At 67.3% G+C, this 22,684-nt stretch carries 20 protein-coding genes and 1 tRNA gene; 14 read left to right on the top strand and 7 right to left on the bottom strand.

Annotated features, from left to right (window positions below; all coding sequences use genetic code 11):
* Positions 1–163: 163 nt before the first annotated feature.
* Positions 164–1,105: a hypothetical protein gene (locus tag PVW48_RS01345; RefSeq protein ID WP_274579935.1), complete on the bottom strand. Its 942-nt coding sequence runs from the start codon at positions 1,103–1,105 to the stop codon at positions 164–166.
* 11 nt (positions 1,106–1,116) lie between these two features.
* Positions 1,117–4,791, bottom strand: coding sequence for a vitamin B12-dependent ribonucleotide reductase (locus tag PVW48_RS01340; protein ID WP_274579934.1), 3,675 nt, complete (start codon positions 4,789–4,791; stop codon positions 1,117–1,119).
* 692 nt (positions 4,792–5,483) lie between these two features.
* Here PVW48_RS01340 and PVW48_RS01335 point away from each other — a divergent pair.
* Entirely contained in the window at positions 5,484–5,924 is a 441-nt protein-coding gene (locus PVW48_RS01335) for a hypothetical protein (protein WP_274579933.1), read from the top strand.
* Between the two features lie 164 nt (positions 5,925–6,088).
* Here PVW48_RS01335 and PVW48_RS01330 read toward each other — a convergent pair.
* The 4 genes from PVW48_RS01330 to pdxH all read right to left on the bottom strand — a co-directional run bounded on the left by PVW48_RS01330 (position 6,089) and on the right by pdxH (position 8,010).
* Positions 6,089–6,165, bottom strand: a tRNA-Pro gene (locus tag PVW48_RS01330).
* A 52-nt stretch (positions 6,166–6,217) separates the two neighbouring features.
* On the bottom strand, positions 6,218–6,703 hold the full coding sequence (locus PVW48_RS01325) for a DUF192 domain-containing protein (protein ID WP_274579932.1): 486 nt from the start codon (positions 6,701–6,703) through the stop codon (positions 6,218–6,220).
* A complete protein-coding gene (locus PVW48_RS01320) occupies positions 6,700–7,221 on the bottom strand; it encodes a cold-shock protein (protein ID WP_012178460.1) in 522 nt (173 codons plus the stop codon). Before PVW48_RS01320 ends, PVW48_RS01325 begins: the two co-directional genes overlap by 4 nt.
* A gap of 132 nt (positions 7,222–7,353) precedes the next feature.
* Positions 7,354–8,010, bottom strand: a complete 657-nt coding sequence (gene pdxH, locus PVW48_RS01315; RefSeq protein WP_274579931.1) for a pyridoxamine 5'-phosphate oxidase — start codon at positions 8,008–8,010, stop codon at positions 7,354–7,356.
* Positions 8,011–8,063: 53 nt separating this feature from the next.
* Between pdxH and fabI the strand changes: the two genes are divergently transcribed.
* The 7 genes from fabI to trpE all read left to right on the top strand — a co-directional run bounded on the left by fabI (position 8,064) and on the right by trpE (position 15,467).
* Positions 8,064–8,882 carry an enoyl-ACP reductase FabI gene (fabI, locus tag PVW48_RS01310; protein ID WP_274579930.1) on the top strand — a complete coding sequence of 273 codons (819 nt, stop codon included), beginning with the start codon at positions 8,064–8,066 and terminating at the stop codon, positions 8,880–8,882.
* 1 nt (position 8,883) lies between these two features.
* Complete coding sequence (locus PVW48_RS01305; protein WP_012178463.1) at positions 8,884–9,495, top strand: LysE family translocator; 612 nt, start codon at positions 8,884–8,886, stop codon at positions 9,493–9,495.
* Positions 9,492–10,103 (top strand): LysE family translocator, encoded by a 612-nt coding sequence (locus tag PVW48_RS01300; protein WP_274579927.1) that lies wholly within the window; start codon positions 9,492–9,494, stop codon positions 10,101–10,103. Before PVW48_RS01305 ends, PVW48_RS01300 begins: the two co-directional genes overlap by 4 nt.
* A gap of 62 nt (positions 10,104–10,165) precedes the next feature.
* A complete protein-coding gene (gene gpt / locus PVW48_RS01295; RefSeq protein ID WP_012178465.1) occupies positions 10,166–10,669 on the top strand; it encodes a xanthine phosphoribosyltransferase in 504 nt (167 codons plus the stop codon).
* A 1-nt stretch (position 10,670) separates the two neighbouring features.
* Positions 10,671–11,852: an aminotransferase gene (locus PVW48_RS01290; protein ID WP_274579926.1), complete on the top strand. Its 1,182-nt coding sequence runs from the start codon at positions 10,671–10,673 to the stop codon at positions 11,850–11,852.
* Positions 11,853–12,045: 193 nt separating this feature from the next.
* Positions 12,046–13,890 (top strand): peptidylprolyl isomerase, encoded by a 1,845-nt coding sequence (locus PVW48_RS01285; protein WP_274579925.1) that lies wholly within the window; start codon positions 12,046–12,048, stop codon positions 13,888–13,890.
* Between the two features lie 47 nt (positions 13,891–13,937).
* On the top strand, positions 13,938–15,467 hold the full coding sequence (trpE, locus tag PVW48_RS01280) for an anthranilate synthase component I (protein ID WP_274579924.1): 1,530 nt from the start codon (positions 13,938–13,940) through the stop codon (positions 15,465–15,467).
* Positions 15,468–15,593: 126 nt separating this feature from the next.
* Here trpE and PVW48_RS01275 read toward each other — a convergent pair whose 3' ends face one another.
* Positions 15,594–17,420 carry a divergent polysaccharide deacetylase family protein gene (locus PVW48_RS01275; protein WP_274579923.1) on the bottom strand — a complete coding sequence of 609 codons (1,827 nt, stop codon included), beginning with the start codon at positions 17,418–17,420 and terminating at the stop codon, positions 15,594–15,596.
* A 183-nt stretch (positions 17,421–17,603) separates the two neighbouring features.
* Here PVW48_RS01275 and PVW48_RS01270 point away from each other — a divergent pair, with 183 nt between their 5' ends.
* From PVW48_RS01270 to lexA, 6 genes are all read left to right on the top strand, one after another.
* The gene (locus PVW48_RS01270; RefSeq protein ID WP_274580267.1) at positions 17,604–18,209 is read left to right on the top strand and encodes an aminodeoxychorismate/anthranilate synthase component II; all 606 of its coding nucleotides are present in this window, start codon (positions 17,604–17,606) and stop codon (positions 18,207–18,209) included.
* Positions 18,206–19,225 (top strand): anthranilate phosphoribosyltransferase, encoded by a 1,020-nt coding sequence (gene trpD / locus PVW48_RS01265; RefSeq protein WP_274579922.1) that lies wholly within the window; start codon positions 18,206–18,208, stop codon positions 19,223–19,225. The genes PVW48_RS01270 and trpD overlap by 4 nt, the downstream gene beginning before the upstream one ends.
* Positions 19,222–20,037: an indole-3-glycerol phosphate synthase TrpC gene (trpC, locus tag PVW48_RS01260; RefSeq protein ID WP_274579921.1), complete on the top strand. Its 816-nt coding sequence runs from the start codon at positions 19,222–19,224 to the stop codon at positions 20,035–20,037. The genes trpD and trpC overlap by 4 nt, the downstream gene beginning before the upstream one ends.
* Entirely contained in the window at positions 20,034–20,510 is a 477-nt protein-coding gene (moaC, locus tag PVW48_RS01255; protein WP_274579920.1) for a cyclic pyranopterin monophosphate synthase MoaC, read from the top strand. Before trpC ends, moaC begins: the two co-directional genes overlap by 4 nt.
* Positions 20,507–21,715 (top strand): molybdopterin molybdotransferase MoeA, encoded by a 1,209-nt coding sequence (locus tag PVW48_RS01250; protein WP_274579919.1) that lies wholly within the window; start codon positions 20,507–20,509, stop codon positions 21,713–21,715. Before moaC ends, PVW48_RS01250 begins: the two co-directional genes overlap by 4 nt.
* Before the next feature lie 154 nt (positions 21,716–21,869).
* On the top strand, positions 21,870–22,565 hold the full coding sequence (gene lexA / locus PVW48_RS01245) for a transcriptional repressor LexA (RefSeq protein WP_274579918.1): 696 nt from the start codon (positions 21,870–21,872) through the stop codon (positions 22,563–22,565).
* Positions 22,566–22,684 lie beyond the last annotated feature (119 nt).

Below are 22,684 nucleotides of genomic sequence, written 5' to 3'. Positions count from 1 at the left end.
CCCAAAGAAAAAGGCGGCCCGAAGGCCGCCTGTGGAGTTTCGCTGATCAGGCTCGTGATTATACCGCCCGAGTTTTCTGCCTGCGGCCTGATCTGCGTCTAGGGCGAGCGCACCCGCCCCGGATTCGAAATTTCTTTGCTGTCAAACTACCGCCGATACTGCGTCAGTCACCTTTAGTCAGAGCAATAACCGCGCGCTCCACGTAGTTATTCGGCAGTTTTTTCTGAGCAGCCTTCTGCGAGATGTAATTCCTAAATTTTCCATCGCCGATGTAGTCTTGGCGAAACCAACGCCTGAACTCACCGAGAGCGTCTTCGGGATAGCAACGGGCTAGTTGAGGATTACTTGCCGCTTGGGGAAAATAGGATGGAAAATTATGCGGGTAAGTCGCGCGGTTGCCATACTTTGCAGAAAGCCCGCACTTTTCCCAATGCGTCGACCAAGCTCTGCCCACGCTGATGTCTGGTACAAATGCTTCATCTATATGAAGCCCCGCTTCGCCAAGAGACACGATCATTGGAGCAAGCTCCTGAAAGACACCAAAGTATCCCGCTGGAACCGAATCGAACGTCAGGCTTACCCTATCGCGGAAGATCTTCCAGACATCTTCTACTTCGCGTTGCACGTAACCGGTTTGAGCGTAAATGAGCCGTTTCAGCCCATGACCAGCAAGCTTTCTATAGTTTCGAAGTGCTAGGTCAGCACCAGCTCGTTCGGCTTCGAAAGCAAAATACTCAAGGATCGCAAGACAAACTGTATCTGGATATGCGAGATGCCGTTTGCGCCCCTGCCAAACCTCAATGTGAGGCTCACTAGGGATATTGCCCGTTGCTTCAAACAACAGCTCTTTGACGCGAACTACTTCTTTCGTGGGTTTATCCGAATCCCAGTCAGCGGAGATCAACCCGATATACTTGTTTCGCAGCCCACAAAGGTCACCTATAGCTCTCTGATTTAGGTAAGGTGTGCCATCACTAAGCACTCCCATTCCGACACCGTCACGATTTACTTCCGCTTCAACGAAAAGGTCGTTCTGTTTCGTCTCGTCACGATAGGGCTGTGAACGACGGTTTGGTGGAAACTTTGCAATTTTTAACGACATCATTCTGCCCTCACTCAGCTACAGCCGCTCGTTCCGCCGCAGGTGTTGCACTTCATGCAGGTGCCGTTGCGCACCAGCGTGTAGTTGCCGCACTCGCCGCAGGCCTCGCCCTCGTAGCCCTGCATCTTGGCCTTGGCGCGCGGGTCGATCGACGTCGTCGTGGCCACGGTCGTTTCGCTGCGAAGCGCGGTCATCGTCGCCACCTCGCCGCCGCCGATCGTGCCGACGACCGGGATCTCCGCCGTCACCGGCTTGCCCCCGCCCTGCAGCACTACCAACTCCTGGGGCATCCGCTTGCGCAGGTAGCCGGTCGAGCTGATCTGCTTGAGCACTTCCAGCGACTTGCTGGCCGCACTATCGGACATCTCCTTGACGTTGGAGACCCCCTCTTCCTCGCCCCGGCCGATATCGTCGAAGGTCGCGCCCTGGGGCGCCACATGGGCCAGATCCGTGCGGTCGAGATAGCTCACCGCCAACTCGCGGAAGATGTAGTCCAGGATCGAGGTGGCGTTTTTGATGCTGTCATTGCCCTGCACCATGCCCGCGGGCTCGAACTTGGTGAAAGTGAAGGCATCCACGAACTCCTCCAGCGGCACGCCGTATTGCAGGCCGACCGAGACCGCGATGGCGAAGTTGTTCATCATCGCCCGGAAGCCCGCGCCTTCCTTGTGCATGTCGATGAAGATCTCGCCGAGGTTGCCGTCGGCATACTCTCCCGTGCGCAGATACACCTTGTGCCCGCCCACGATGGCCTTCTGGGTATAACCCTTGCGCCGCTCGGGCAGCTTTTCGCGGTGGGCCTTGATGACCTCCTTGATGACCACCTTCTCGACGATCTTCTCGGCGATGACCTGGGCCTTCTCCATGGTGGAGCCGGTTTCCAGAACCTCCGCGGCCTCCTCGTCATCCTCCACCAGGGCCGCGGCGAGCGGCTGGCTGAGTTTGGAGCCGTCGCGGTAGAGCGCGTTGGCCTTGGTGCCCAGCGACCAGCTCAGCTCATAGGCCTTCTGGCAATCCTCGATCGTGGCATCGTTGGGCATGTTGATCGTCTTCGAGATCGCGCCCGAGATGAAGCTCTGCGCCGCGGCCATCATGTGAATGTGGCTGTCCACCGACAGGAACCGTTTGCCGCGCTTGCCGCAGGGGTTGGCGCAGTCGAAGACCGAGTAGTGTTCGGCTTTCAGGAAGGGCGCGCCCTCCAGCGTCATGGTCCCGCAGACATGATCATTGGCCAGATCGATGTCTTTCTTCGCGAAACCCAGATGCCGCAGCATGTCGAAGGTCGGATCGTTCAGTTTCGCCGCGGGAATGCCCAGCACCTCGGTGCAGAACGCCTCGCCCAGGGTCCACTGGTTGAACACGAACCGGATGTCGAAGGCCGACGGCAGCGCCGCCTCGATCTTCTCGATCTGCTCAGGCCCGAAGCCGTGGCCGATCAGCGCCGTGTGGTTCACGCCGGGCGCGTTGCCGAGCGTGCCGTGGCCCACCGCATAGGCGATGATCTCTTCGATCTGGGCCGAGCTGTAGCCCAGCGTGTCCAGCGCCGCGGGGACCGAGCGGTTGATGATCTTGAAGTAGCCGCCGCCCGCGAGCTTCTTGAACTTCACCAGGGCGAAGTCCGGCTCGATCCCGGTCGTGTCGCAATCCATCACCAGACCGATGGTACCCGTGGGCGCGATCACCGTGGCTTGCGCATTGCGATAGCCGTGCTGCTCGCCCAGCTTCAGCGCCTCGTCCCAGGAGGACATGGCCAGCTTGACCAGCGTCTGGTCCGGGCAGTTGGCGTGATCGAGCGCTACCGGTTTCGTCGCGAGCGCTTCGTAGCCGTCGGTCTTGCCATAGGCCGCGTTGCGGTGGTTGCGGATCACGCGGAGCATGTGATCGGCGTTCTTGGCATAACCCGGGAACGGCCCGACCTCTGCAGCGATCTCGGCGGAGGTGGCATAGCTCACCCCGGTCATGATCGCGGTCAGCGCCCCACAGAGCGCCCGCCCCTCGTCGCTGTCATAGCCATAGCCCATGTTCATCAGCAGCCCGCCGATATTGGCATAGCCGAGACCGAGGGTGCGGAAGTCGTAGGAGCGCTGCGCGATTTCCTTGGACGGGAACTGCGCCATCAGCACCGAGATTTCCAGGGTCAGCGTCCAGAGACGGGCCGCGTGCATGTAGCCCTCGGCGTTGAACTTGCCGTCCTTGTAGAAGGTCAGCAGGTTCATGGATGCCAGGTTGCACGCCGTGTCGTCGAGGAACATGTATTCCGAGCACGGGTTGGAGCCGCGGATCGCGCCATCTTCGGGGCAGGTGTGCCAGTCGTTGACCGTGTCGTGGAACTGGATGCCCGGATCGGCGCAGGCCCAGGCCGCGTGGCCGATGGTTTCCCACAGCTCGCGCGCCTTGATGGTTTTCGCGACTTTGCCGTCGGTGCGGCGGATCAGCTCCCAATCCGCGTCGTCCTTGACGGCCTTGAGGAAGGCGTCGGTGACCCGCACGGAGTTGTTGGAGTTCTGCCCGGAGACCGAGTTATACGCCTCGGAATCCCAGTCGGTGTCATAGGTCGGGAACTCGATGGAGGCGTAGCCCTGCTTGGCGTAATCCAGCACCCGCTTGATGTAGGTCTCGGGGATCTGCACCTTCTTGGCGGCCCGGATCGCGGATTTCAGCGCGGCGTTCTTGGTGGGGTCCACCGCATCCTCGCCCAGCCCGTCCCATTCGCCGATCGCGGCGAAAATCTCGTTCAGCTTGGCCTCGTGCATTTTCGAGCCGGCGACGAGGGAGGCGACCTTCTGCTCCTCCTTCACCTTCCAGTTCACGAATTCCTCGATATCGGGGTGATCGGCGTCGCAGATCACCATCTTCGCGGCCCGGCGTGTGGTGCCACCGGACTTGATGGCCCCTGCGGCCCGGTCTCCGATCTTGAGGAACCCCATCAGGCCGGAGGACTTACCCCCGCCTGACAGAGCCTCTCCTTCGGCACGAAGGGAGGAGAAATTCGTGCCGGTGCCGGAGCCGTATTTGAAAAGCCGCGCCTCGCGGACCCACAGGTCCATGATGCCGCCGTCATTCACCAGGTCGTCGGCGACGGACTGGATGAAGCAGGCATGGGGCTGCGGGTGTTCATAGGAAGAGGTGGACTTGGTCAGCTTGCCCGACTTGTGATCCACGTAATAATGGCCCTGCGCAGGACCGTCGATGCCGTAGGCCCAGTGCAGGCCGGTGTTGAACCATTGCGGACTGTTCGGCGCGGCCATCTGGCGGGCCAGCATCAGCTGCATCTCGTCGAAATAGGCGCGGGCATCGGCCTCGGTGGAGAAATAGCCCCCCTTCCAGCCCCAATAGGCCCAGGCGCCTGCCAGACGGCGGAACACCTGGCGGGCGGAGGTTTCGCCGCCATAGCGTTTCTCTGCGGGCAGCTTCGCGAGCGCGGCCTCGTCTGCCACCGAGCGCCACAGGAATTCCGGCACGCCCTTTTCGCGGACGGGCTTCAGGGCGGCGGGAACGCCGGCCTTGCGGAAGTATTTCTGCGCGATCACGTCCGAGGCGACCTGGCTCCAGGAGCTGGGCACTTCGACCTCGTCGAGCCGGAACACCACGGTGCCATCGGGGTTGCGAATTTCGGACGCGGTGATCGAGAACTCGATCCCGGCGTAAGCGTCAGTTCCATCTTTGGTGAAATGGCGTTCGATTTTCATGTCTGCCCCATGTTGGCCATTTTCGTTTCCCGGCCATGCGGTTGGTCCGCCCGTGCCGATGTGATCTCGTGCGGAGGAGACCAAGCCAGCCGGGTCCGGCCCCCGAGATGCCGCGGCCATCGGGGTCAAGTGCTGAACCTTGTGTCTGTCTTGAGGATACCACCATATGTGGTGTTCGTCTCCTCCGCCCACACAATCTGGCGTAGAGCGGGGCTTAGGGTCAACTACATTTTGTGACGCGAATGGGTCAAAATACTATTGACGGTGGATTAACCCAGATTCGCTTGGGGGCTTGCGCCGGAGGGGTGTTGGGCCCCTTGGAGAACACATCCGGAAAATTAACGCATTCTTCATACAGGTTAAGGAATCGGGGCGGTTTGGCGGCCCAGATCTGTGCCATGCGAGGCCTGACCGGCGCGGCAGGACGATTCGCACCTGGTGGCGCCACGGGCTCCCGGGGCCGACGCTGCCACGCCCGTGCGGCGGGGCCTGCGCGAAAAGGAGCCCGGCGGCGCCTGGGGCACATTTGTGACATTGGCGCGGCGGATTGCCTTAAATTGAACTTAATTCGAGTCTATTCCGACCCAATCCCAGGCCCTGTGTGTGGTGCCTGGCGTTCGTAACGTAACCAGTGAGGCCATGTTTTGGCACCAATCTCAGTCCGCCCCCTGGCGGTCGCGGCTCTTGTCGCGATGACCCCTCCTGCGCCCGCGGCCGTCGTCGGGTATGATGATCAGGGCGCATTCCTCGGCGTGAGCCAGGATGCCTATCACGGCGGCAAGTGGAACGCGCGCGCGGCCAGTTCGACACCTGTGCCGGGGGATTACGGCGGCTTGCCCGGCCCCGTCTTGCCCGCGGTCGACCCCCTGATCGTGGTCGCGCTTGCGGTTCTGTTGGCGATCCTGCTGCTGCAGGACGGTGGTGACGATGGCGGTGACGGCACCTGGATCAGCGCAGCGCCTCCGCCAGCGCCTCCGCCGGTCGTCACGTTCGGGGACGATCCGGGGCCGAACCCGGTGCCCCCCGGCACGCCGGAGTTGCCGCCGGTCACCGCGATTCCGATCGCACCGGCGCTGCCCTTCCTGCTGGGCGCGGTAGTGGCGCTGTCGCTGGCGGCGCGGCGCAAGCGCTAGGTGATCGCACATCGGGCGGGCGGCAGTACGGCGGTCGCGGGTGTTCTACGGAGCCGGGCGCGGGCTTATATCGCAGCGTCGTGCGCATGCCGCAGTGATCGCCGCGCGCCTCGGCTGACCGGTTGCGCACGTCATCGCGGCGCATGGGGCTTTGCAGGATCTGTTGGTCGGGACGGCAAGATTCGAACTTGCGACCTACGGTACCCAAAACCGTCGCGCTACCAGGCTGCGCTACGCCCCGACGAGGGCTTCCTTAGACAGGTTCGCAGCGTTTGCAAAGACGCAAACCGCAGTCAATCGGCGCAAGGCCACGCGGCGGTGGTCTGGTCGAAGGCCGGGTGCCGCATCAGCGTACCTTCGGAGATGCCCAGACTCAGGGTCATGCCGCCGTTGATTTCCAGCACGGCGAACACCTCGTCGCCGCCGAAGATCGGTGTCTCGTCGAGCGGAACCGCGTTGCGATGGACCTTGCGGACGATGCCGGTGCGGTCGGCGAAGATCATGTCCAGCGGGATCAGCGTGTTGCGCATCCAGAACGACACCGGCTGCGGACGGTCGTAGACGAAGAGCATGCCCGCCTGTTGCGGCAGGCTTTCGCGGAACATCAGCCCCCGGCCCCGGGTCTCGTCGGTGTCGGCCAGTTCGATGTCGAAGGCAGCGCGCCCCCAGGGGCCCTCCAGTTCCACCCGGTCCGGGGCGCAAGCCGCGTGAAGCGGTAGAACCGCCAGGCACAGCACCAGCGGCAGAACCAGCGCGCGCAGAACCATGCGTCGGATCATTCGACTTTCTGCGCGGCGTCCCAACTCAGAACCTCGAGGGCGAGGCGCCCCCGCTCGCTCTCGCCGATGCGGACCGCCACGGCCTCTCCGGCCTGCAAATCGGAAAAGCCGCAGCGCCGCAGCACGTCCATGTGTACGAAGATATCCTCATCCGCGCCGAACACGTTGAGAAAGCCGAAGCCCTTCACCTTGTCGAACCATTTCACGCGCCCGGGGACCATGGGGACGTCGTCGAAATTCTGCGGCGCACCAAGCGGGCCTTCGTCGTCGAGATCCATTTCCGGGGGCGTGATGGCGACCACTTCGACCGCCTGGATGCCGCGCGGCGTTTCCTGCACGCGGATCTGGATCTGCGATCCATCGGCCACCGAACTCTGCCCGAAATTCCGCAATACGTTGGCATGCAGCAGGATATCGGGGCCATCGGCCTCGCCCACGACAAAGCCGAACCCCTTCTTGGGATCGAACCATTTGACTGTCCCATAGACAAGGGGACTACTGGTTATCGGCTTTTGCACGGGCGGTAATCCGGGGTAATCATGAGTGAGTGACAGGTCTTGTAACCAAGGTCTTAATGGTCACATGTGTTTTGGATGGGCGCAACAAAAAGTTGATAGGTCGCCGGGTTTATCTTAATGGTTTGTTAACCGTCAAGGGTTCAAGCGGCTGATTTTCCAATCGCTTTCCCCGTCGGCACGAGTCCACCGATAGCGATCGTGCAGGCGAAAATCACCATCCGCCCAGAATTCCATTTCCACCGGACGCAGGCGATACCCACCCCAAAAGGGAGGGCGGTCCGGATTGAGCCCCTTTTCGAGACCGAGTTTCGCCACACGCGCCATCAGTGCCGCGCGGCTTTCGAGGGGGCGGGATTGCTCCGACGCCCAGGCGCCGATCCGGCTCTGGAGGGAGCGCGACTTGTAATAGGCATCCGCCTTCGGTCCGTCCTCGCGGCTGACATGGCCGCGCACACGGATCTGCCGGCGCAGGGATTTCCAGTGAAACACGACCGCGGCCTTGCCGGCCTGGTCCAGTTCGGCTGCCTTGGCGGAGCCGTAATTGGTGTAGAACACGAAGGCGTCGTCTTCGATCTCCTTGAGCAGGACCATGCGCACATTGGGCAGCCCATCCGCGTCCACGGTCGACAGCGCCATCGCGTTGGGATCGTTCGGCTCGGAGGCCTCGGCCTCTGCCAACCACGCGCGGGTGATGTCGAACGGGTTGTCGCCCGCGAATTTGCCGGATCTCTCTGCCATGGCGAACTGCCTCCGATGGATGGACTGTGGCACCTGTTCTCTTGAAGGCATTAACCCTTTGGCCTACACGGTGCCGAACTGCAGGTAGTGGACAAGGTAAAGAGATGTCAACGGGATTGATGCACGGAAAACGCGGGCTGATCATGGGATTGGCGAATGACAAGTCCATTGCCTGGGGCATTGCGCAAGCGCTTGCGGAACAGGGCGCGGAGCTGGCGTTGACCTACCAGGGCGAGGCATTCCGCAAGCGCGCCGTGCCGTTGGCGGAGCGGCTGGGCGTCACCCAGCTTTACGATTGCGACGTGACCGACACTGCCTCGCTGGACGCGGTATTCGACGGGCTGTCGGAGGCCTGGGGCAAGATGGATTTCGTCGTCCATGCCATCGGGTTTTCCGACAAGTCGGAGCTGCGCGGGCGCTATGTCGACACCAGCGCCGAGAATTTCCGCATGACCATGGATATCTCGGTCTATTCCTTCACCGCCGTGTGCCAGCGCGCAGAGAAGCTGATGACCGATGGTGGCGCCTGCCTGACCCTGACCTATTACGGCGCCGAAAAGGTCATGCCCCATTACAACGTGATGGGTATCGCCAAATCGGCGCTGGAGACTTCGGTGCAGTACTTGGCCGAGGATCTGGGCAAGCAGAACATCCGCGTCAACGCGATCAGTGCGGGCACGATCAAGACCCTGGCCGCGTCGGGCATCGGGGATTTCCGCTACATCATGAAGTGGAACGAGTTGAACTCCCCCTTGCGGCGCACGGTGACGCAGGAAGAGGTCGGCAAATCCGCGCTCTACCTGCTGTCGGACCTGTCGAGTGCGGTCACGGGCGAAGTGCATCACGTGGATGCGGGCTACCACGTTGTGGGCATGAAAGCGGTGGATGCGCCCGATATCGACGCGGTGACGGGCCGCAAGTAGGGTGGACGTCGCGCAGATCCTGGCGTTCAACGTGGCCCTGCTGGTGGCCATGGCGAGCCCCGGTCCCGCGCTGCTGGTGCTGACGCATACAGCACTTTCGGCGGGGCGGGTGCGGGCGCTCTGGACCGGCTGCGGGCTGGCTTGCGTGGCTGCGCTCTGGACGCTTGCGGCGCTCTTGGGGCTGGAGGCGCTGTTCACCCTGTTTCCCGCGGCTTACGGGGTGATGAAGACCGCGGGCGCGCTCTACCTGATCTATATCGCCCGGGCGACCTGGCGGTCGGCGCGCGCGCCCCTGGCGGACGCGCCGCAGGTGTCAGCGCGAGGCGCGTTCCGGCGCGGTGCGGCGATCAACCTGCTGAACCCGAAATCGGTGCTGTTCTCGGCCGGTGTCCTCGTGGTGATCTTTCCGCCGGACCTGGGCGTCGGGGCGGTGGCGTTCATCACCCTGAACCACCTGGCGGTCGAGATCGCGGTCTATGCCCTGCTGGTCACCGCGCTCGCCCGACCCGGCGCGCGGCGCGCCTATGTCGGGGCGAAGACCTGGCTCGACCGGGTCTGCGCGGTGGTGCTGGGCGGGCTCGGCCTGCGGCTTCTGGCGGAGCGGGCCCCGTGACGCTCGCGGCCTTCGCCTCGATTGCCTTCATTCACCTGCTGGCGGCGATCAGCCCGGGGCCCTCTTTCGTGGTGATCACCCGAACCGCCGCGGCGGAGGGTCTGGGCGCGGGGCTCTTGCTGGCGCTGGCCTTCGGGGTCGGCGCGACGGTTTGGGCGGGCGCCGCCCTGCTGGGGCTTGCGGCGCTTTTCCAGGTGATGCCGGTGCTGCTGACGGCGATGAAGCTGGCGGGGGCCGCCTTCCTGTTATTCGTGGCGTTCATGATGTGGCGCCACGCGCCCGACCCGCTGCCGGAGGCGTCGGGGACGGTGCCGCGCACGGGCTGGGCGACATTCAGGCTGGGCCTCTTCACGCAGTTGTCGAACCCCAAGGTGCCGGTTTTCTTCGGCGCGGTCTTCGTCGGCATCCTGCCCACGGACATCACCGGGGGCGAGATCGCGATCGTGCTGGCGCTGGTGCTGCTGGTCGAGGGCCTGTGGTACGTGGTGGTGGCGCGGCTCTTCTCGCTGCCCGGACCGCGGGCGGTCTATATGCGTGCCAAGACCTGGATCGACCGGGTCCTGGGCGGCGCGCTGGCCCTCGTAGGCGCGCGGATCGCGCTGAGTTGAGGGTTCTGGTCACCGACAACGGGCTGGATTACAAACACCGCCAAACCGGATGAGGGACGGACATGACCGATCAACTGCCGCATGAAAAGGGCTTCCATGTCAGCTGGGACCAGATCCACCGGGACAGCCGCGCGCTGGCCTGGCGGCTGGACAAGCGCGGGCCGGGGCCGGACGGGTCCTGGCGGATGATCCTGGCGATCACCCGGGGCGGGATGGCCCCGGCGATGATCGTGGCGCGCGAGTTGGACATCCGGCAGGTGGCGACGATTTCGGTGCAGTCCTATCACCACCAGACCCAGGGCGAGACCGTGGTGCTCAACGCCCCGGATGCGGAGCTGATGGGCGACGGGACCGGGGTTCTGGTGATCGACGATCTGGTCGACAGCGGCCGGACGCTGGAGGTGGTGCGCCAGATGTATCCCAACGCCCATTTCGCCACCGTCTATGCCAAGCCCAAGGGCGAGCCCATGGTCAACACCTTCATCACCGGGGTGAGCCAGGACACCTGGATCTTCTTTCCCTGGGACATGGCGCTGCAATACGTGGAACCCTACCGGGGGACCTGAGATGACGCTCCCCCTCGCCCCGGCCATGGCCGCCACCCCGGCCCCGCCGGTGATGGAGGCGCGGCGCTGGCTCGCCGCGGCGCGCCTGCCCGCGGGGCTGGAGCTGCTGAATGTCAGCCAGGCCGCCCCGGTGGCCCCGCCGCCCCCGGCCCTGCGCGCGGCGATGGCGGCGGCACTGGATGAGGATCCGGGCACGCATCTTTATGGTCCCGTGCTCGGTCTGCCGGAGCTGCGCGCCGAACTGGCCGCGCAGATGACCGCGCGCTATGGCGGCACCGTGGCCGAGGGGCAGATCGCGATCACCTCGGGCTGCAACCAGGCCTTCGCGGCGGTGATGGCGACGCTGGCCGCGCCCGGCGATAACGTGATTCTGCCGGTGCCGTGGTATTTCAACCACCAGATGTGGCTGCAAATGTCCGGGGTTGCGGCGCGCGCGCTCGACACCGGCGACAGCCTGCTGCCGGACCCGGAGGCCGCCGCCGCCCTGATCGATGCGCGCACCCGCGCGATCGTGCTGGTCAGCCCCAACAACCCCGGCGGCGTGGAGTATCCTGCCGAGTTGCTCGCGGCCTTTCGCGATCTCGCGCGCAGGCGGGGCCTCGCGCTGATCCTCGACGAGACCTACCGCGATTTCGACAGCCGCGCGGGTGCGCCCCACGGCCTGCTGTCGGATCCGGACTGGGACGAGACGGTGATCTCGCTCTATTCCTTTTCCAAGGCCTATCGGCTGACCGGGCACCGGGTGGGGGCGGTGGCCTGTGCGCCCGACCGCCTGGCGCAGGTGGAGAAATTCCTCGACACAGTGCAGATCTGCGCGCCGCAACTGGGCCAGCGCGCGGCCCTCTGGGGGCTGCGGCACCTTTCGGACTGGCTGGCCGGGGAACGGGCCGAGATCCTCGCCCGCCGCGCGGCGATGGAGGCGGCGTTCCAGGGCCTGCGCGACTGGGAGCTTCTGGGCTGCGGCGCCTATTTCGGCTATGCGCGCCACCGGCTCGGGATCCCTTCGGACGCGCTGGCGGAGCGGATGGTGTCCGAGATCGGGGTGCTCGCCCTGCCCGGCACCATGTTCGCGCCCCAAGGCGCCGCGCGGGGAGGTCGCGAGATGCGCTTTGCCTTCGCCAATATCGACGCGGACGGCATCGCCGCCCTCGCCGACCGGCTGAACACCTACGCCCCGGCCTGAGCCCCCGCGATCAAGTCCCGGAATATCCCTTGGGTCCGGGGGGCCGCGCCCCTCCCTGCCCCGATCCACGTTCAAAACTGCGCCAAGCGACGCGCGCATCCGCTTGCCGCCCCTGCCGCAAGCGCCTAAACAGACGCCTGACAACGGGCACCGCCACACCGGCGCGGGGCGGGATCGGGGAGCGACGACTGCAATGAAGGGTAAAACCTCCAACTTCTTCATGTTCATCCTGCTGGGCCTGCTGATCGTGGCGCTGGCGGGGTTCGGCATTTCCAGCTTCGGCGGCTCGAACGCGCGCGTGGGCTCGGTGGGCGACACCGACATCACCGTGGATGAATACGCCCGGGCCTTGCAGACACAGCTGCGCGCCGCCGGTCAGCAGCGCGGGCGCGCCGTCTCCATGGCCGAGGCGCGGGAGCTGGGGCTCGACCGCCAGGTGCTGGCGCAATTGGTCAACACGGCGGCCATCGACAACGAGGCGGCGAAGCTTGGCGTCAGCGTGGGGGATATGCGCGTGGCCGAGCAGATCCAGACGATCCCCGCCTTTTCCGGGATCGGCGGCGGCTTCGACCGGGAGGCGTACGAGTTCACCCTGCAGCAAAACAACCTCTCCCCCGAGGAATTCGAGGCCGACGTGCGCAACGAGGCCGCGCGCAACCTGCTGCAGGCGGCGGTGATCGGCGGGCTGCGCGCGCCGCAGGCCTATACCGGCACGCTTTATGACTTCATCGCCGCGCGGCGGGACTTCACCTGGGCCGAGATCACGCCGGACCTGGTGGCCCTGACCCAGGCGATGCCAACGGATGCGGAACTGCGCGCGTTCTACGACGCGAACCCGGCGGCCTTCACCGCGCCCGAGACGCGCGAGATCACCTACGTGCTGCTGAGCCCGGAGATGATGCAGGACCAGGTCTCGCCCTCCGAGGAGGATCTGCGCGCGGCCTATGACCGGGCCGCGTCGGTCTATGTCCAGCCCGAGCGCCGCCTGTTGGATCGCGTCGTCTTCGGCACCGAGGCGCAAGCCGCCGAGGCCAAGGCCGCCCTCGATAGCGGCGCGCAGAGCTTCGAAGAGCTCCTGGCCGCGCGCGATCTGAGCCTGGAGGATGTGGATCTCGGCGAGGTGGCGCGCGACGATCTCGACGACGCGGTGGCAGAGGTCGTTTTCGGCGATCAGGAGACCGGAATCGTCGGGCCGGTGCGCACGGCCCTGGGCCCGGCCCTGTTCCGGATCAACGCGGCCCTGGCCGCCCAGGTCACCACCTTCGAAGAGGCGCGCGACGAGCTGACCGCCGCGCTGGCGGGCGATGCCGCCCGCCGGGCCGTGGCCGACGAAATCGAGGCGCTTGATGATCTGCTGGCCGGGGGCGCCACGCTCGAAGAGCTGGCCGCCGACACGCCGGCGGAGCTGGGCGAGCTGTCGCTGACGGCGACCACCACCGAGGGCATCGCCGCCTATCCGGAAGTGCGCGCCCTGGCCAACACCCTGAGCGAGGGCGATTTTCCCGAAATCGAGACCCTCGACGACGGCGGTGTCTTTGCCCTGCGGCTCGACGAGGTCGTGCCCCCCCGGCTTTTGCCCTTCGACGAGGTGCGGGAGGATGTGGTGGCGGGCTGGGAGGCGCAGCGCCTGCAAGACGCGCTAAGCGCGGAGGCCGCGCGCGTGGCCGAGGCCCTGCGCGGCGGCGAGAGCTTCGCCGACCAGGGCCTGGATCGGCAGGTGGAGACCGGCCTGACCCGCGAGGCCTTCATCGAGGGCACGCCCCCGGCACTGGTCACCGATGTCTTCGCGCTGGAGGCCGAAGGCGACGTGGCGCTCGTGCCCGGCAACGGCGTGGTGATCGTGGCCCAGCTGACCGCGATCCTGCCGCCGGATACCGAGGACCCGGATGCGGCCTTCCTGCGCAACGTGCTGGACCAGAGCGTCTCCCAGACCCTGGCCGAGGATGTGTTCACCGCCTATGCCACCGCGATCCAGCAGGAGGCCGGGATCACCATCAACCAGAGCGCGATCAACGGCATTCACGCACAGTTCCCCTGAGCCCGCCTGCCCCGCCTTCGGGCAGATGACCCGCGAGAGACCCCGCCATGGCCCTGACCCCCAGTTTCGATGCCTTCGAGGCCGCCCATGGGCGCGGCGAGAACCAGGTGGTCTACACCCGGCTGGCGGCGGATCTGGACACGCCCGTGTCGCTGATGCTGAAGCTGGCGGGCGCGCGCAAGGACAGCTTCATGCTGGAATCCGTCACCGGCGGCGAGGTGCGCGGGCGCTATTCGGTGGTGGGGCTGAAGCCCGACCTGATCTGGGAGTGTCGCGGCACCGGCGCGCGGATCAACCGCTCCGCCCGGTTCGATGCGGAAGCGTTCGAGGACATCCCCGGTGATCCCCTGGCCGCATTGCGCGCGTTGATCGCCGAGAGCCGGATCGAGATGCCCGATGAGCTGCCCGCGATCGCGGCGGGGCTGTTCGGCTATCTGGGCTATGACATGATCCGGCTGGTGGAGCATCTGCCGAATGTGAACCCCGACCCGCTGGGCCTGCCGGACGCGGTGCTGGTGCGGCCCTCGGTGGTGGCGGTTCTGGACGGGGTGAAGGGCGAGGTCACGGTGGTCTCGCCGGTCTGGGCAAACGGTTCGGCGGGGGGCGGACAGTCGGCGCGGGCCGCCTATGCCCAGGCGGCGGAGCGGGTGATGGACGCGGTGCGCGACCTGGAACGCTCCGCCATGGCCGAGCGGCGCGATCTGGGCGAGGCGGCCGAGCTCGGAGAGCCGGTCTCGAACTTCGCCCATGCCGATTACCTGGCCGCGGTGGAGCGCGCCAAGGACTACATCCGCGCCGGGGACATCTTCCAGGTGGTGCCGTCCCAGCGTTGGTCCCAGGCCTTCCCCCTGCCGCCCTTCGCGCTTTACCGCAGCTTGCGGCGAACAAACCCCTCGCCCTTCATGTTCTATTTCAACTTCGGCGGGTTCCAGATCGTGGGCGCCAGCCCCGAGATCCTGGTGCGGGTGTTCGGCCGCGAGGTGACGATCCGGCCGATCGCGGGCACCCGGCCACGGGGTGCGACATCGGCCGAGGATGACGCGCTGGAGGCGGATCTGCTGGCAGATGCCAAGGAATGCGCCGAGCACCTGATGCTGCTCGACCTGGGGCGCAACGATGTGGGCCGGGTCGCCAAGATCGGCACCGTGCGCCCGACCGAACAGTTCATCATCGAGCGTTATTCCCACGTGATGCATATCGTGTCGAACGTGGTGGGCGAGCTGAGCGAGGAGCATGACGCGCTCTCGGCGCTGCTGGCGGGGTTGCCGGCGGGCACGGTCTCGGGCGCGCCCAAGGTGCGGGCGATGGAGATCATCGACGAGCTGGAGCCGGAAAAGCGCGGGGTCTATGGCGGGGGCTGCGGGTATTTCGCGGCCAATGGCGACATGGACATGTGCATCGCCCTGCGCACAGCGGTGGTCAAGGACGAGACGCTCTATATCCAGGCCGGGGGCGGCGTGGTCTATGACAGCGACCCGGAGGCGGAGTTCCAGGAGACGGTGAACAAGGCCAAGGCGATCCGGATGGCGGCGCAGCAGGCCGGGTTGTTCGCGGGGCCCGCCGGGCGGAACGGCTGAGGCTCGGGATTTCGTGAACCCGCAGACAAGGCGTTTCGAAACGCCTTGGACAAGCGCCTTGCAAGGCGCTTGGGACGCGATTTGCAAATCGCGTGGGCAAGCCCGTTCGAACGGGCTTGGGCGCCGCTAGGACCCCGGGGCCAGCAAAAGCGCGGAGATCGGTGCAAGGCGCAAGGCATCCGGGTCCTGCGCGGCGCTCCAGTCGCGCAGGGCCGACAGCGTCTCGGCCCGGGTCTCGCCCAGCAGGACCGCCTGCCCGTCCGCGCCGGCGCGCAGCGCCCCCTGGTCGAGGCTGCGGCGCAGGGCGCCCTCACCCTCTCCGGACCCGCCAAGGACCCGGCCCACCGAAATCGCGGGCAGACCGATCGCCCGCGCCTCCTGCCCCACCGCGTCGAGTCCGCTGAGCGGCGCCACCAGCCCATGGCCCGTGTCGGCCAGCACCGCCACCAGGTGGCGCAGCAATTCCCGGTCGTCGAATACCGGGCTCGTCCGGGGCAGCCAGACCCCCATCGCGCCCGGCAGGCGCGCGATATGGACCGCAAGGGCGGTGTCGATGTCGCGCGGCTCCACCGGGTCGGGCAGCCCCGTCAGGGTGATCAGCACCTCGTGCCCCGCCGCGCGCAGCTCGGCCGCGCGCGCATCCGCCTCCGGCCATGTCGGGTCGAGCGCCACGGCCACGGGATCGGCGATCCGGCTCAGCACATCGGTGATCGCCCGCGCGTCAGAGGTCGCGCGCAGCACCAGGGCGAGCCGCGGCACACCCTCCGCCCCTTCGAAAGGCAGCGCATTTCGGGCCAGGGCACCAAGCGGCGCGGGCACCTCCGGCTCTGGCGTCAGGGCATCCTCGGCCTCCGCCACCGCGGCGGTCTCGCCGATCCGGGGGATGCGCGAGGACAGGCCAGGGCCGCGGGTGCCGAAGCTCTGGTCGCTGCCGAGCACCAGACGGCGGGGCAGCTCCCGCGGCGGCACGACCAGGGCCGTGCGCCGGTCGTCGGCGGGCGGTGCAGGCGTGTCGGCGGCCGGGCGCGGGTCGGCGGGCAGAGAGCCTGCGGCCGGGACGGGCGGCTCCGACGCTTCCATGGGGGCCGCGGCCACGGGAGGCAGCGGCAGGTCTGCGGGTGCCAGGGCCAGCCGCGGCGGCGGGCTGTCGGGACGGGCAAGCTCGACCGGCTCCGGCGGGCCGGACGGCATCGATGGCTCCGCGGCGAGCTCCGGCGGCCGGGGCGGCGCGACAGGCGCCGGCGCGACCGGTGGTTCGGCGGCCGTGCCGGGCACAGGCAGATCCGCGGGCCGGTCCGGCGTCCGCGTCGCCGCCTCGCCGATTTGCCGCGCGCCGGGGGCGGGCAGGATCGCGGCAGGGGCCGTCAAATCGCCCGGCTCCTGGGCAACCTCGGGGACCGGCAAAGGGGTTTGCAGGGCTGCGAGCGCCTCTCCCGGGGCGCGGTCGCGCACGGCCCCGGGCACCGGCAGGCCCGGCGGCGCGTCGGCCATTCGTGGCGCGGTGGCCGACGGGGTATCGGGCCCAGGCGCGGTCGGGACCGCTTGGCCGGGCGCGGGCTGCGCAACATTCGCCGGGGCGGTCTCGGCAAGTTCCGGGCCCGGGCCAGCGGGCGCGGCGGGGTCCGTCGGCGGCGCGGTCGGCGCCTCGGCAACCGCGGGCGCACCCAGTGCGGGGGCATCGGGCGGCGGGCCGCTGTCTGGACGCGGGGTCTGCAACGGGGCCGCGACACGATCGGTTGTGACGGGAGGTTCAGGCTCCGCAACGCTCGGCTGCACCTCGGCCCCTGGCGGGAGAGGGGGCGGGTCGGCGAGCAACACGTTCTCGCGCACCGGCGCGCGCGGCGCGGTGCGGTCGCTGATGTCCCGCAGGGGAAAATAAACCGACGCGGCCATCAGCACGATCATGCTGGCCGCACCGCCCCAGAACAGGCCCGAGAGTATGCCTCTACCCATGCAAAATGCCGCGTCTGCCTCACCTGCGGGGCCCCGATCCCGGTGGCCCCTTCTTGCTGCTGGTGCATCATCGCGCGCGCGGCGGGGCGGATGCAAGCCCCGAAGGCCCCCGGGGCACGGCGCAGGCCCTTGACCCCTGAGGCGGGCTGGTGGATCAAGAGGCCCGAACACAAGGGGCGCGCGATGCTGCTGCTGATCGATAACTACGACAGTTTCACCTATAACCTGGTGCATTACCTGGGCGAGCTCGGCGCGCCGGTGGAGGTGTATCGCAACGACGCGCTCGACGTGCAGGCGGCCATGGCGTTGAACCCGCAGGCGATCTTGCTGAGCCCCGGTCCCTGCGATCCGGACCAGGCGGGCATCTGTCTCGCGCTGACCGAGGCCGCCGCCGAGACCCGGACCCCCCTGATCGGCGTGTGCCTCGGGCACCAGACCATCGGTCAGGCCTTCGGCGGCAAGGTGCAGCGGCATTCGGAGATCGTCCATGGCAAGCTCGGCGCGATGCATCACGGGGGCAAGGGGCTCTTTGCCGGCCTGCCCTCGCCGCTGATGGGCACACGCTACCATTCGCTGGTGGTGGACCGCGATACCCTGCCCGACTGCCTGGAGGTCACCTCCTGGCTGGAGGACGGCACGATCATGGGGTTGCAGCACCGGGAGTTGCCGATCCACGGGGTGCAGTTCCACCCCGAGAGCATCAAGTCGGAACACGGGCACAAGATGTTGCAGAACTTCCTCGACACGGTGCCGGGGTTGGCCCCGGGGCGCGCAGAGATGCCCGCATGAGCGACGCGCTGAAACCCCTGATCGGGGCCGCCGCCGACCGTCCCCTGACCCGGGCGGAGGCCGAGGCGGCCTTCGAGATCCTGTTCGAGGGCGAGGCGACGCCGAGCCAGATGGGCGGGCTGCTGATGGCGCTGCGTACGCGCGGCGAGACGGTGGCGGAATACGCCGCTGCGGCCGCGGTGATGCGCGCCAAATGCAATGCAGTGCGCGCGCCCGAAGGCGCGATGGACATCGTCGGCACCGGGGGCGACGGCAAGGGGACGCTGAACATCTCCACCGCGACGGCCTTCGTGGTGGCGGGCGCGGGCGTGCCCGTGGCCAAGCATGGCAACCGCAATCTCAGCTCGAAATCCGGGGCGGCGGATGCGCTGGCGCAGATGGGGATCGAGGTCATGGTCGGCCCGGCGGTGGTCGAGCGGGCGTTGTCGGAGATCGGCATCGCCTTCATGATGGCGCCGATGCACCACCCGGCGATCCGGCACGTCATGCCCACGCGGGCCGAGCTGGGCACGCGGACCATGTTCAACATCCTCGGCCCCCTGACCAACCCGGCAGGCGTCAAGCGGCAGCTGACCGGCGCGTTCTCCCGCGACCTGATCCGGCCCATGGCCGAGACCCTGGCGGCGCTCGGCTCGGACGTGGCCTGGCTGGTTCACGGCTCGGACGGGACCGACGAGCTGACGATTACGGGCGTGTCCTGGGTCGCGGGGCTGTCGGAGGGGGCGGTGACCGAGTTCGAGGTCCATCCCGAAGAGGCCGGCTTGCCGGTCCATCCGTTCGAGGCCATCCTCGGGGGCACGCCCGAGGAAAACGGCGCCGCCTTCCGCGCGCTTCTGGCCGGGGAGGCGTCGGCCTACCGCGACGCGGTGCTCTTGAACGCCGCGGCGGCACTGAAGGTCGCGGGGCGCGTCACCGCCCTGCCCGACGGCGTGATGCTGGCGGCGGAGGCGATCGACAGCGGCGCGGCCCTGGCCAAGGTGCAGGGGCTGGCACAGATCACATCGGAGGCGACATGACCGACACCATTCTCGACCGGATCAAGGCCTACAAGCTGGAGGAAGTGGCCGCGCGCAAGGCCGCCCGCCCCCTGACGGAGGTCGAGGCGGCCGCGCGCCAAGCCTCCCCCGTCCGGCCCTTCGCGGGCGCGCTGCGGGCGGCGGCGCAAAATGGTTATGCCCTGATCGCGGAGGTCAAGAAGGCGAGCCCCTCCAAGGGTCTGATCCGCGCCGATTTCGACCCGCCCGCGATTGCGCGGGCCTACGCGGCCGGGGGCGCGACCTGCCTGTCGGTGCTGACCGATGCGCCGAGCTTCCAGGGGCATGAGGACTACCTCGTGGCGGCGCGCGCGGCCTGCGCCCTGCCCGTCCTGCGCAAGGATTTCATGTATGACCCCTACCAGGTGCCCGAGGCCCGGGCGATGGGCGCGGACTGCATCCTGATCATCATGGCCAGCGTGTCGGACGCCCAGGCCATCGAGTTGGAGGATGCCGCGACAAGCTGGGGCATGGATGCACTGATCGAGGTGCATGACGGCGACGAACTGGACCGCGCCCTGCGGCTGAAATCGCCCCTGATGGGAATCAACAACCGCAACCTCAAGACTTTTCATACCACGCTCGACACCACGCGCACCCTGGCGCCGCGTATCCCCGGCGACCGGATGATCGTGGCGGAATCGGGCCTGAGCGGGCCGGCGGAGCTTGCGGATCTCGCGGGCTACGGCGCGCGCACCTTCCTCATTGGCGAAAGCCTGATGCGGCAGGCGGATGTGGCCGAGGCCACGCGCGCGCTGCTCGCCAACCCGGTTCCCGTGGAGGGCGCGGCATGAGCGGTCTGACCCATTTCGACGCCCAGGGGGCGGCCCATATGGTCGATGTGTCCGACAAGGAAGTGACCGACCGGATGGCGATTGCCCGCGGCGCGGTGCGCATGGCGCCCGAAACCCTGGCGATGATCGAGGGCGGGCGCGCCAAGAAGGGCGACGTGCTGGCCGTGGCGCGGCTCGCGGGGATCATGGGAGCCAAGAAGACCGCCGATCTGATCCCGCTGTGTCATCCCCTGCCGATCACCAAGGTCGCGCTGGAGCTGGTGCCGGATGCCGATCTGCCGGGCGTGCGGATCGAGGCGACGGTCAAGACCTCGGGCCAGACCGGGGTGGAGATGGAGGCGCTGACCGCGGTGTCGGTCGCGGCCCTGACGATCTACGACATGGTGAAAGCCGTGGACAAGGCGATGCAGCTGACCGACATCCGGCTGGCGTTCAAGGATGGCGGCAAGTCCGGGCGTTTCGAAGCCGAATGAGTGCGCTCATCCCGGTCTCGCAGGCGCTCGACGCGCTCTTCGCTCTGATCACGCCCCTGGACCCCGAGGACGTGCCCCTGCGCAATGCCGCGGGCCGGGTGCTGGCGCGCGATGCGGTGGCCCGGCGCGACCAGCCGCCCTTCGCCGCCTCGGCGATGGATGGCTACGCGCTGCGCGGGGATGAGGCGCAGCCGGGCGCGCGGTTCGAGGTGGTCGGGGGCAGTGCCGCGGGCCATGGCTGGACCGGGCGTCTGGGCCCCGGCCAGGCGGTGCGCATCTTCACCGGCGCGCCGGTGCCCGAGGGCGCGGACCGCGTGGTGATCCAGGAGGATGTCACCGTCGACGGGGGCCGGATCACCCTGCTGGACAGTCTTGGCTCGGGCGACAACATCCGCCCCGCGGGGGGCGATTTCGCCGTGGGCGACCGGATGGCCGCGCCTCGGCGGCTCGGCCCCGCGGATGTGGCGCTGGCCGCGTCGATGAACCTGCCGGAGTTGTGCGTGGCGCGCCAGCCCGAGGTCGCGATCATCGCCACCGGGGACGAACTGGTCCTGCCCGGCGAGACCCCGTCGCCGGACCAGATCATCGCGTCGAACAGCTTCGGCCTCGCCGCAATGTTCGAGGCCGAGGGCGCGCTGGTGCGGGTGCTGCCGGTGGCCCGCGACACGCCCGAAGCCCTGACCGCGGTGCTGGAGCTTGCGCGCGGCGCGGACATGATCGTCACCATCGGCGGGGCCTCCGTCGGCGATCACGACCATGTCGGATCGGTCATGGATGCGCTGGGGATGGAGCGGGCGTTCTACAAGATCGCCATGCGGCCCGGGAAACCGCTGATGTGCGGGCGGCTCGGGGACGCGGTGATGGTGGGGCTGCCGGGCAATCCGGTCTCTTCCATGGTGTGCGGCACGCTCTTTGTCGTGCCCGCCCTGCGCGCGATGCAGGGCCTGCCCGCGGCCCCCGTGCCGACCCTGACGGGCCAGCTGGCGGTGGCGACCGGCCCCAATGGCCCGCGGGAGCATTACATGCGCGCCACCCTCGCCTTGGAGGGCGGCGCCTTCCGCCTCACCCCCGAGAACCGCCAGGACAGCAGCCTGATGACCGTGCTCGCAGGCGCCGATTGCCTCGTCGTTCGCCCGCCCCACGCCGCCGCCGCCCCCGCAGGCAGCGAAGTGCCCTTCATCCCCCTGGTGCCGCTCGCAGGCTGAGCCTGGACGAAGTTGACACAAAGCGGGAACAGGGCTAGAACAGTGGGTGAACCCGCCGGGGTTTAAGACCTTGTTTACCAGTTCTTGGTTTTACCAAGGCGCGGGTGTCTGCGGGCGGTGCCGGGCGACAGGCGTCCGAGAGGAGGGAGCAGTCATGCTGACCAGAAAGCAGATCGAATTGCTGGAGTTCATCCACAAGCGATTGCAACGCGACGGGGTGCCCCCGTCCTTCGACGAAATGAAAGACGCGCTGGACCTGCGGTCGAAATCGGGCATCCACCGGTTGATCACGGCGCTCGAGGAACGCGGGTTCATCCGCAGGCTCGCGCACAAGGCACGGGCGATCGAGATTGTGAAATTGCCCGAGGCCCTGATGGGATCGATGCAGGGCGGGTTCGCGCCGCAGGTGATCGACGGCGACCGGCCGGATCCGCCCGCCGGGGCGATGCCGGTGTCGGGCATTCACGCGGTGGAGTTGCCCGTGATGGGCAAGATCGCCGCCGGCACACCGATCGAGGCGATCAGCGAAGTGTCCCATACGGTGGCCGTGCCCGGGCAGATGATGCGCCAGGACGCGGAGCATTACGCGCTGGAGGTGAAGGGCGACTCGATGATCAATGCCGGGATCAACAATGGCGACATCGTGGTGATCCGGGAGACGAGCGTTGCCGAGAGCGGCGATATCGTGGTCGCGCTGGTCGACGGGCACGAGGCGACGCTGAAGACCCTGCGCAAGCGCGGTAACGCGATCGCGCTGGAGGCGGCGAACCCCGCCTACGAGACGCGGGTCTACCCGGCCGAAATGGTGCGGGTGCAGGGCAAGCTGGTCGGGCTGATCCGCTCCTACTGAGGCGCTCGGTCCGGGCGAGGACCAAGAGCTTTCGAAAGCTCTTGGGGCCCGGAGCCCACAGATCTTGCAAGGACCGGTCCGCTCGCCCGGTCCAGCCCGCGGTTTTGCGGGAAATCATC

It is taken from the genome of Dinoroseobacter sp. PD6, assembly GCF_028807315.1.
GTDB classification, from domain to species: domain Bacteria; phylum Pseudomonadota; class Alphaproteobacteria; order Rhodobacterales; family Rhodobacteraceae; genus Dinoroseobacter; species Dinoroseobacter shibae.
This window is presented reverse-complemented; position numbering and strand designations above follow the sequence as displayed.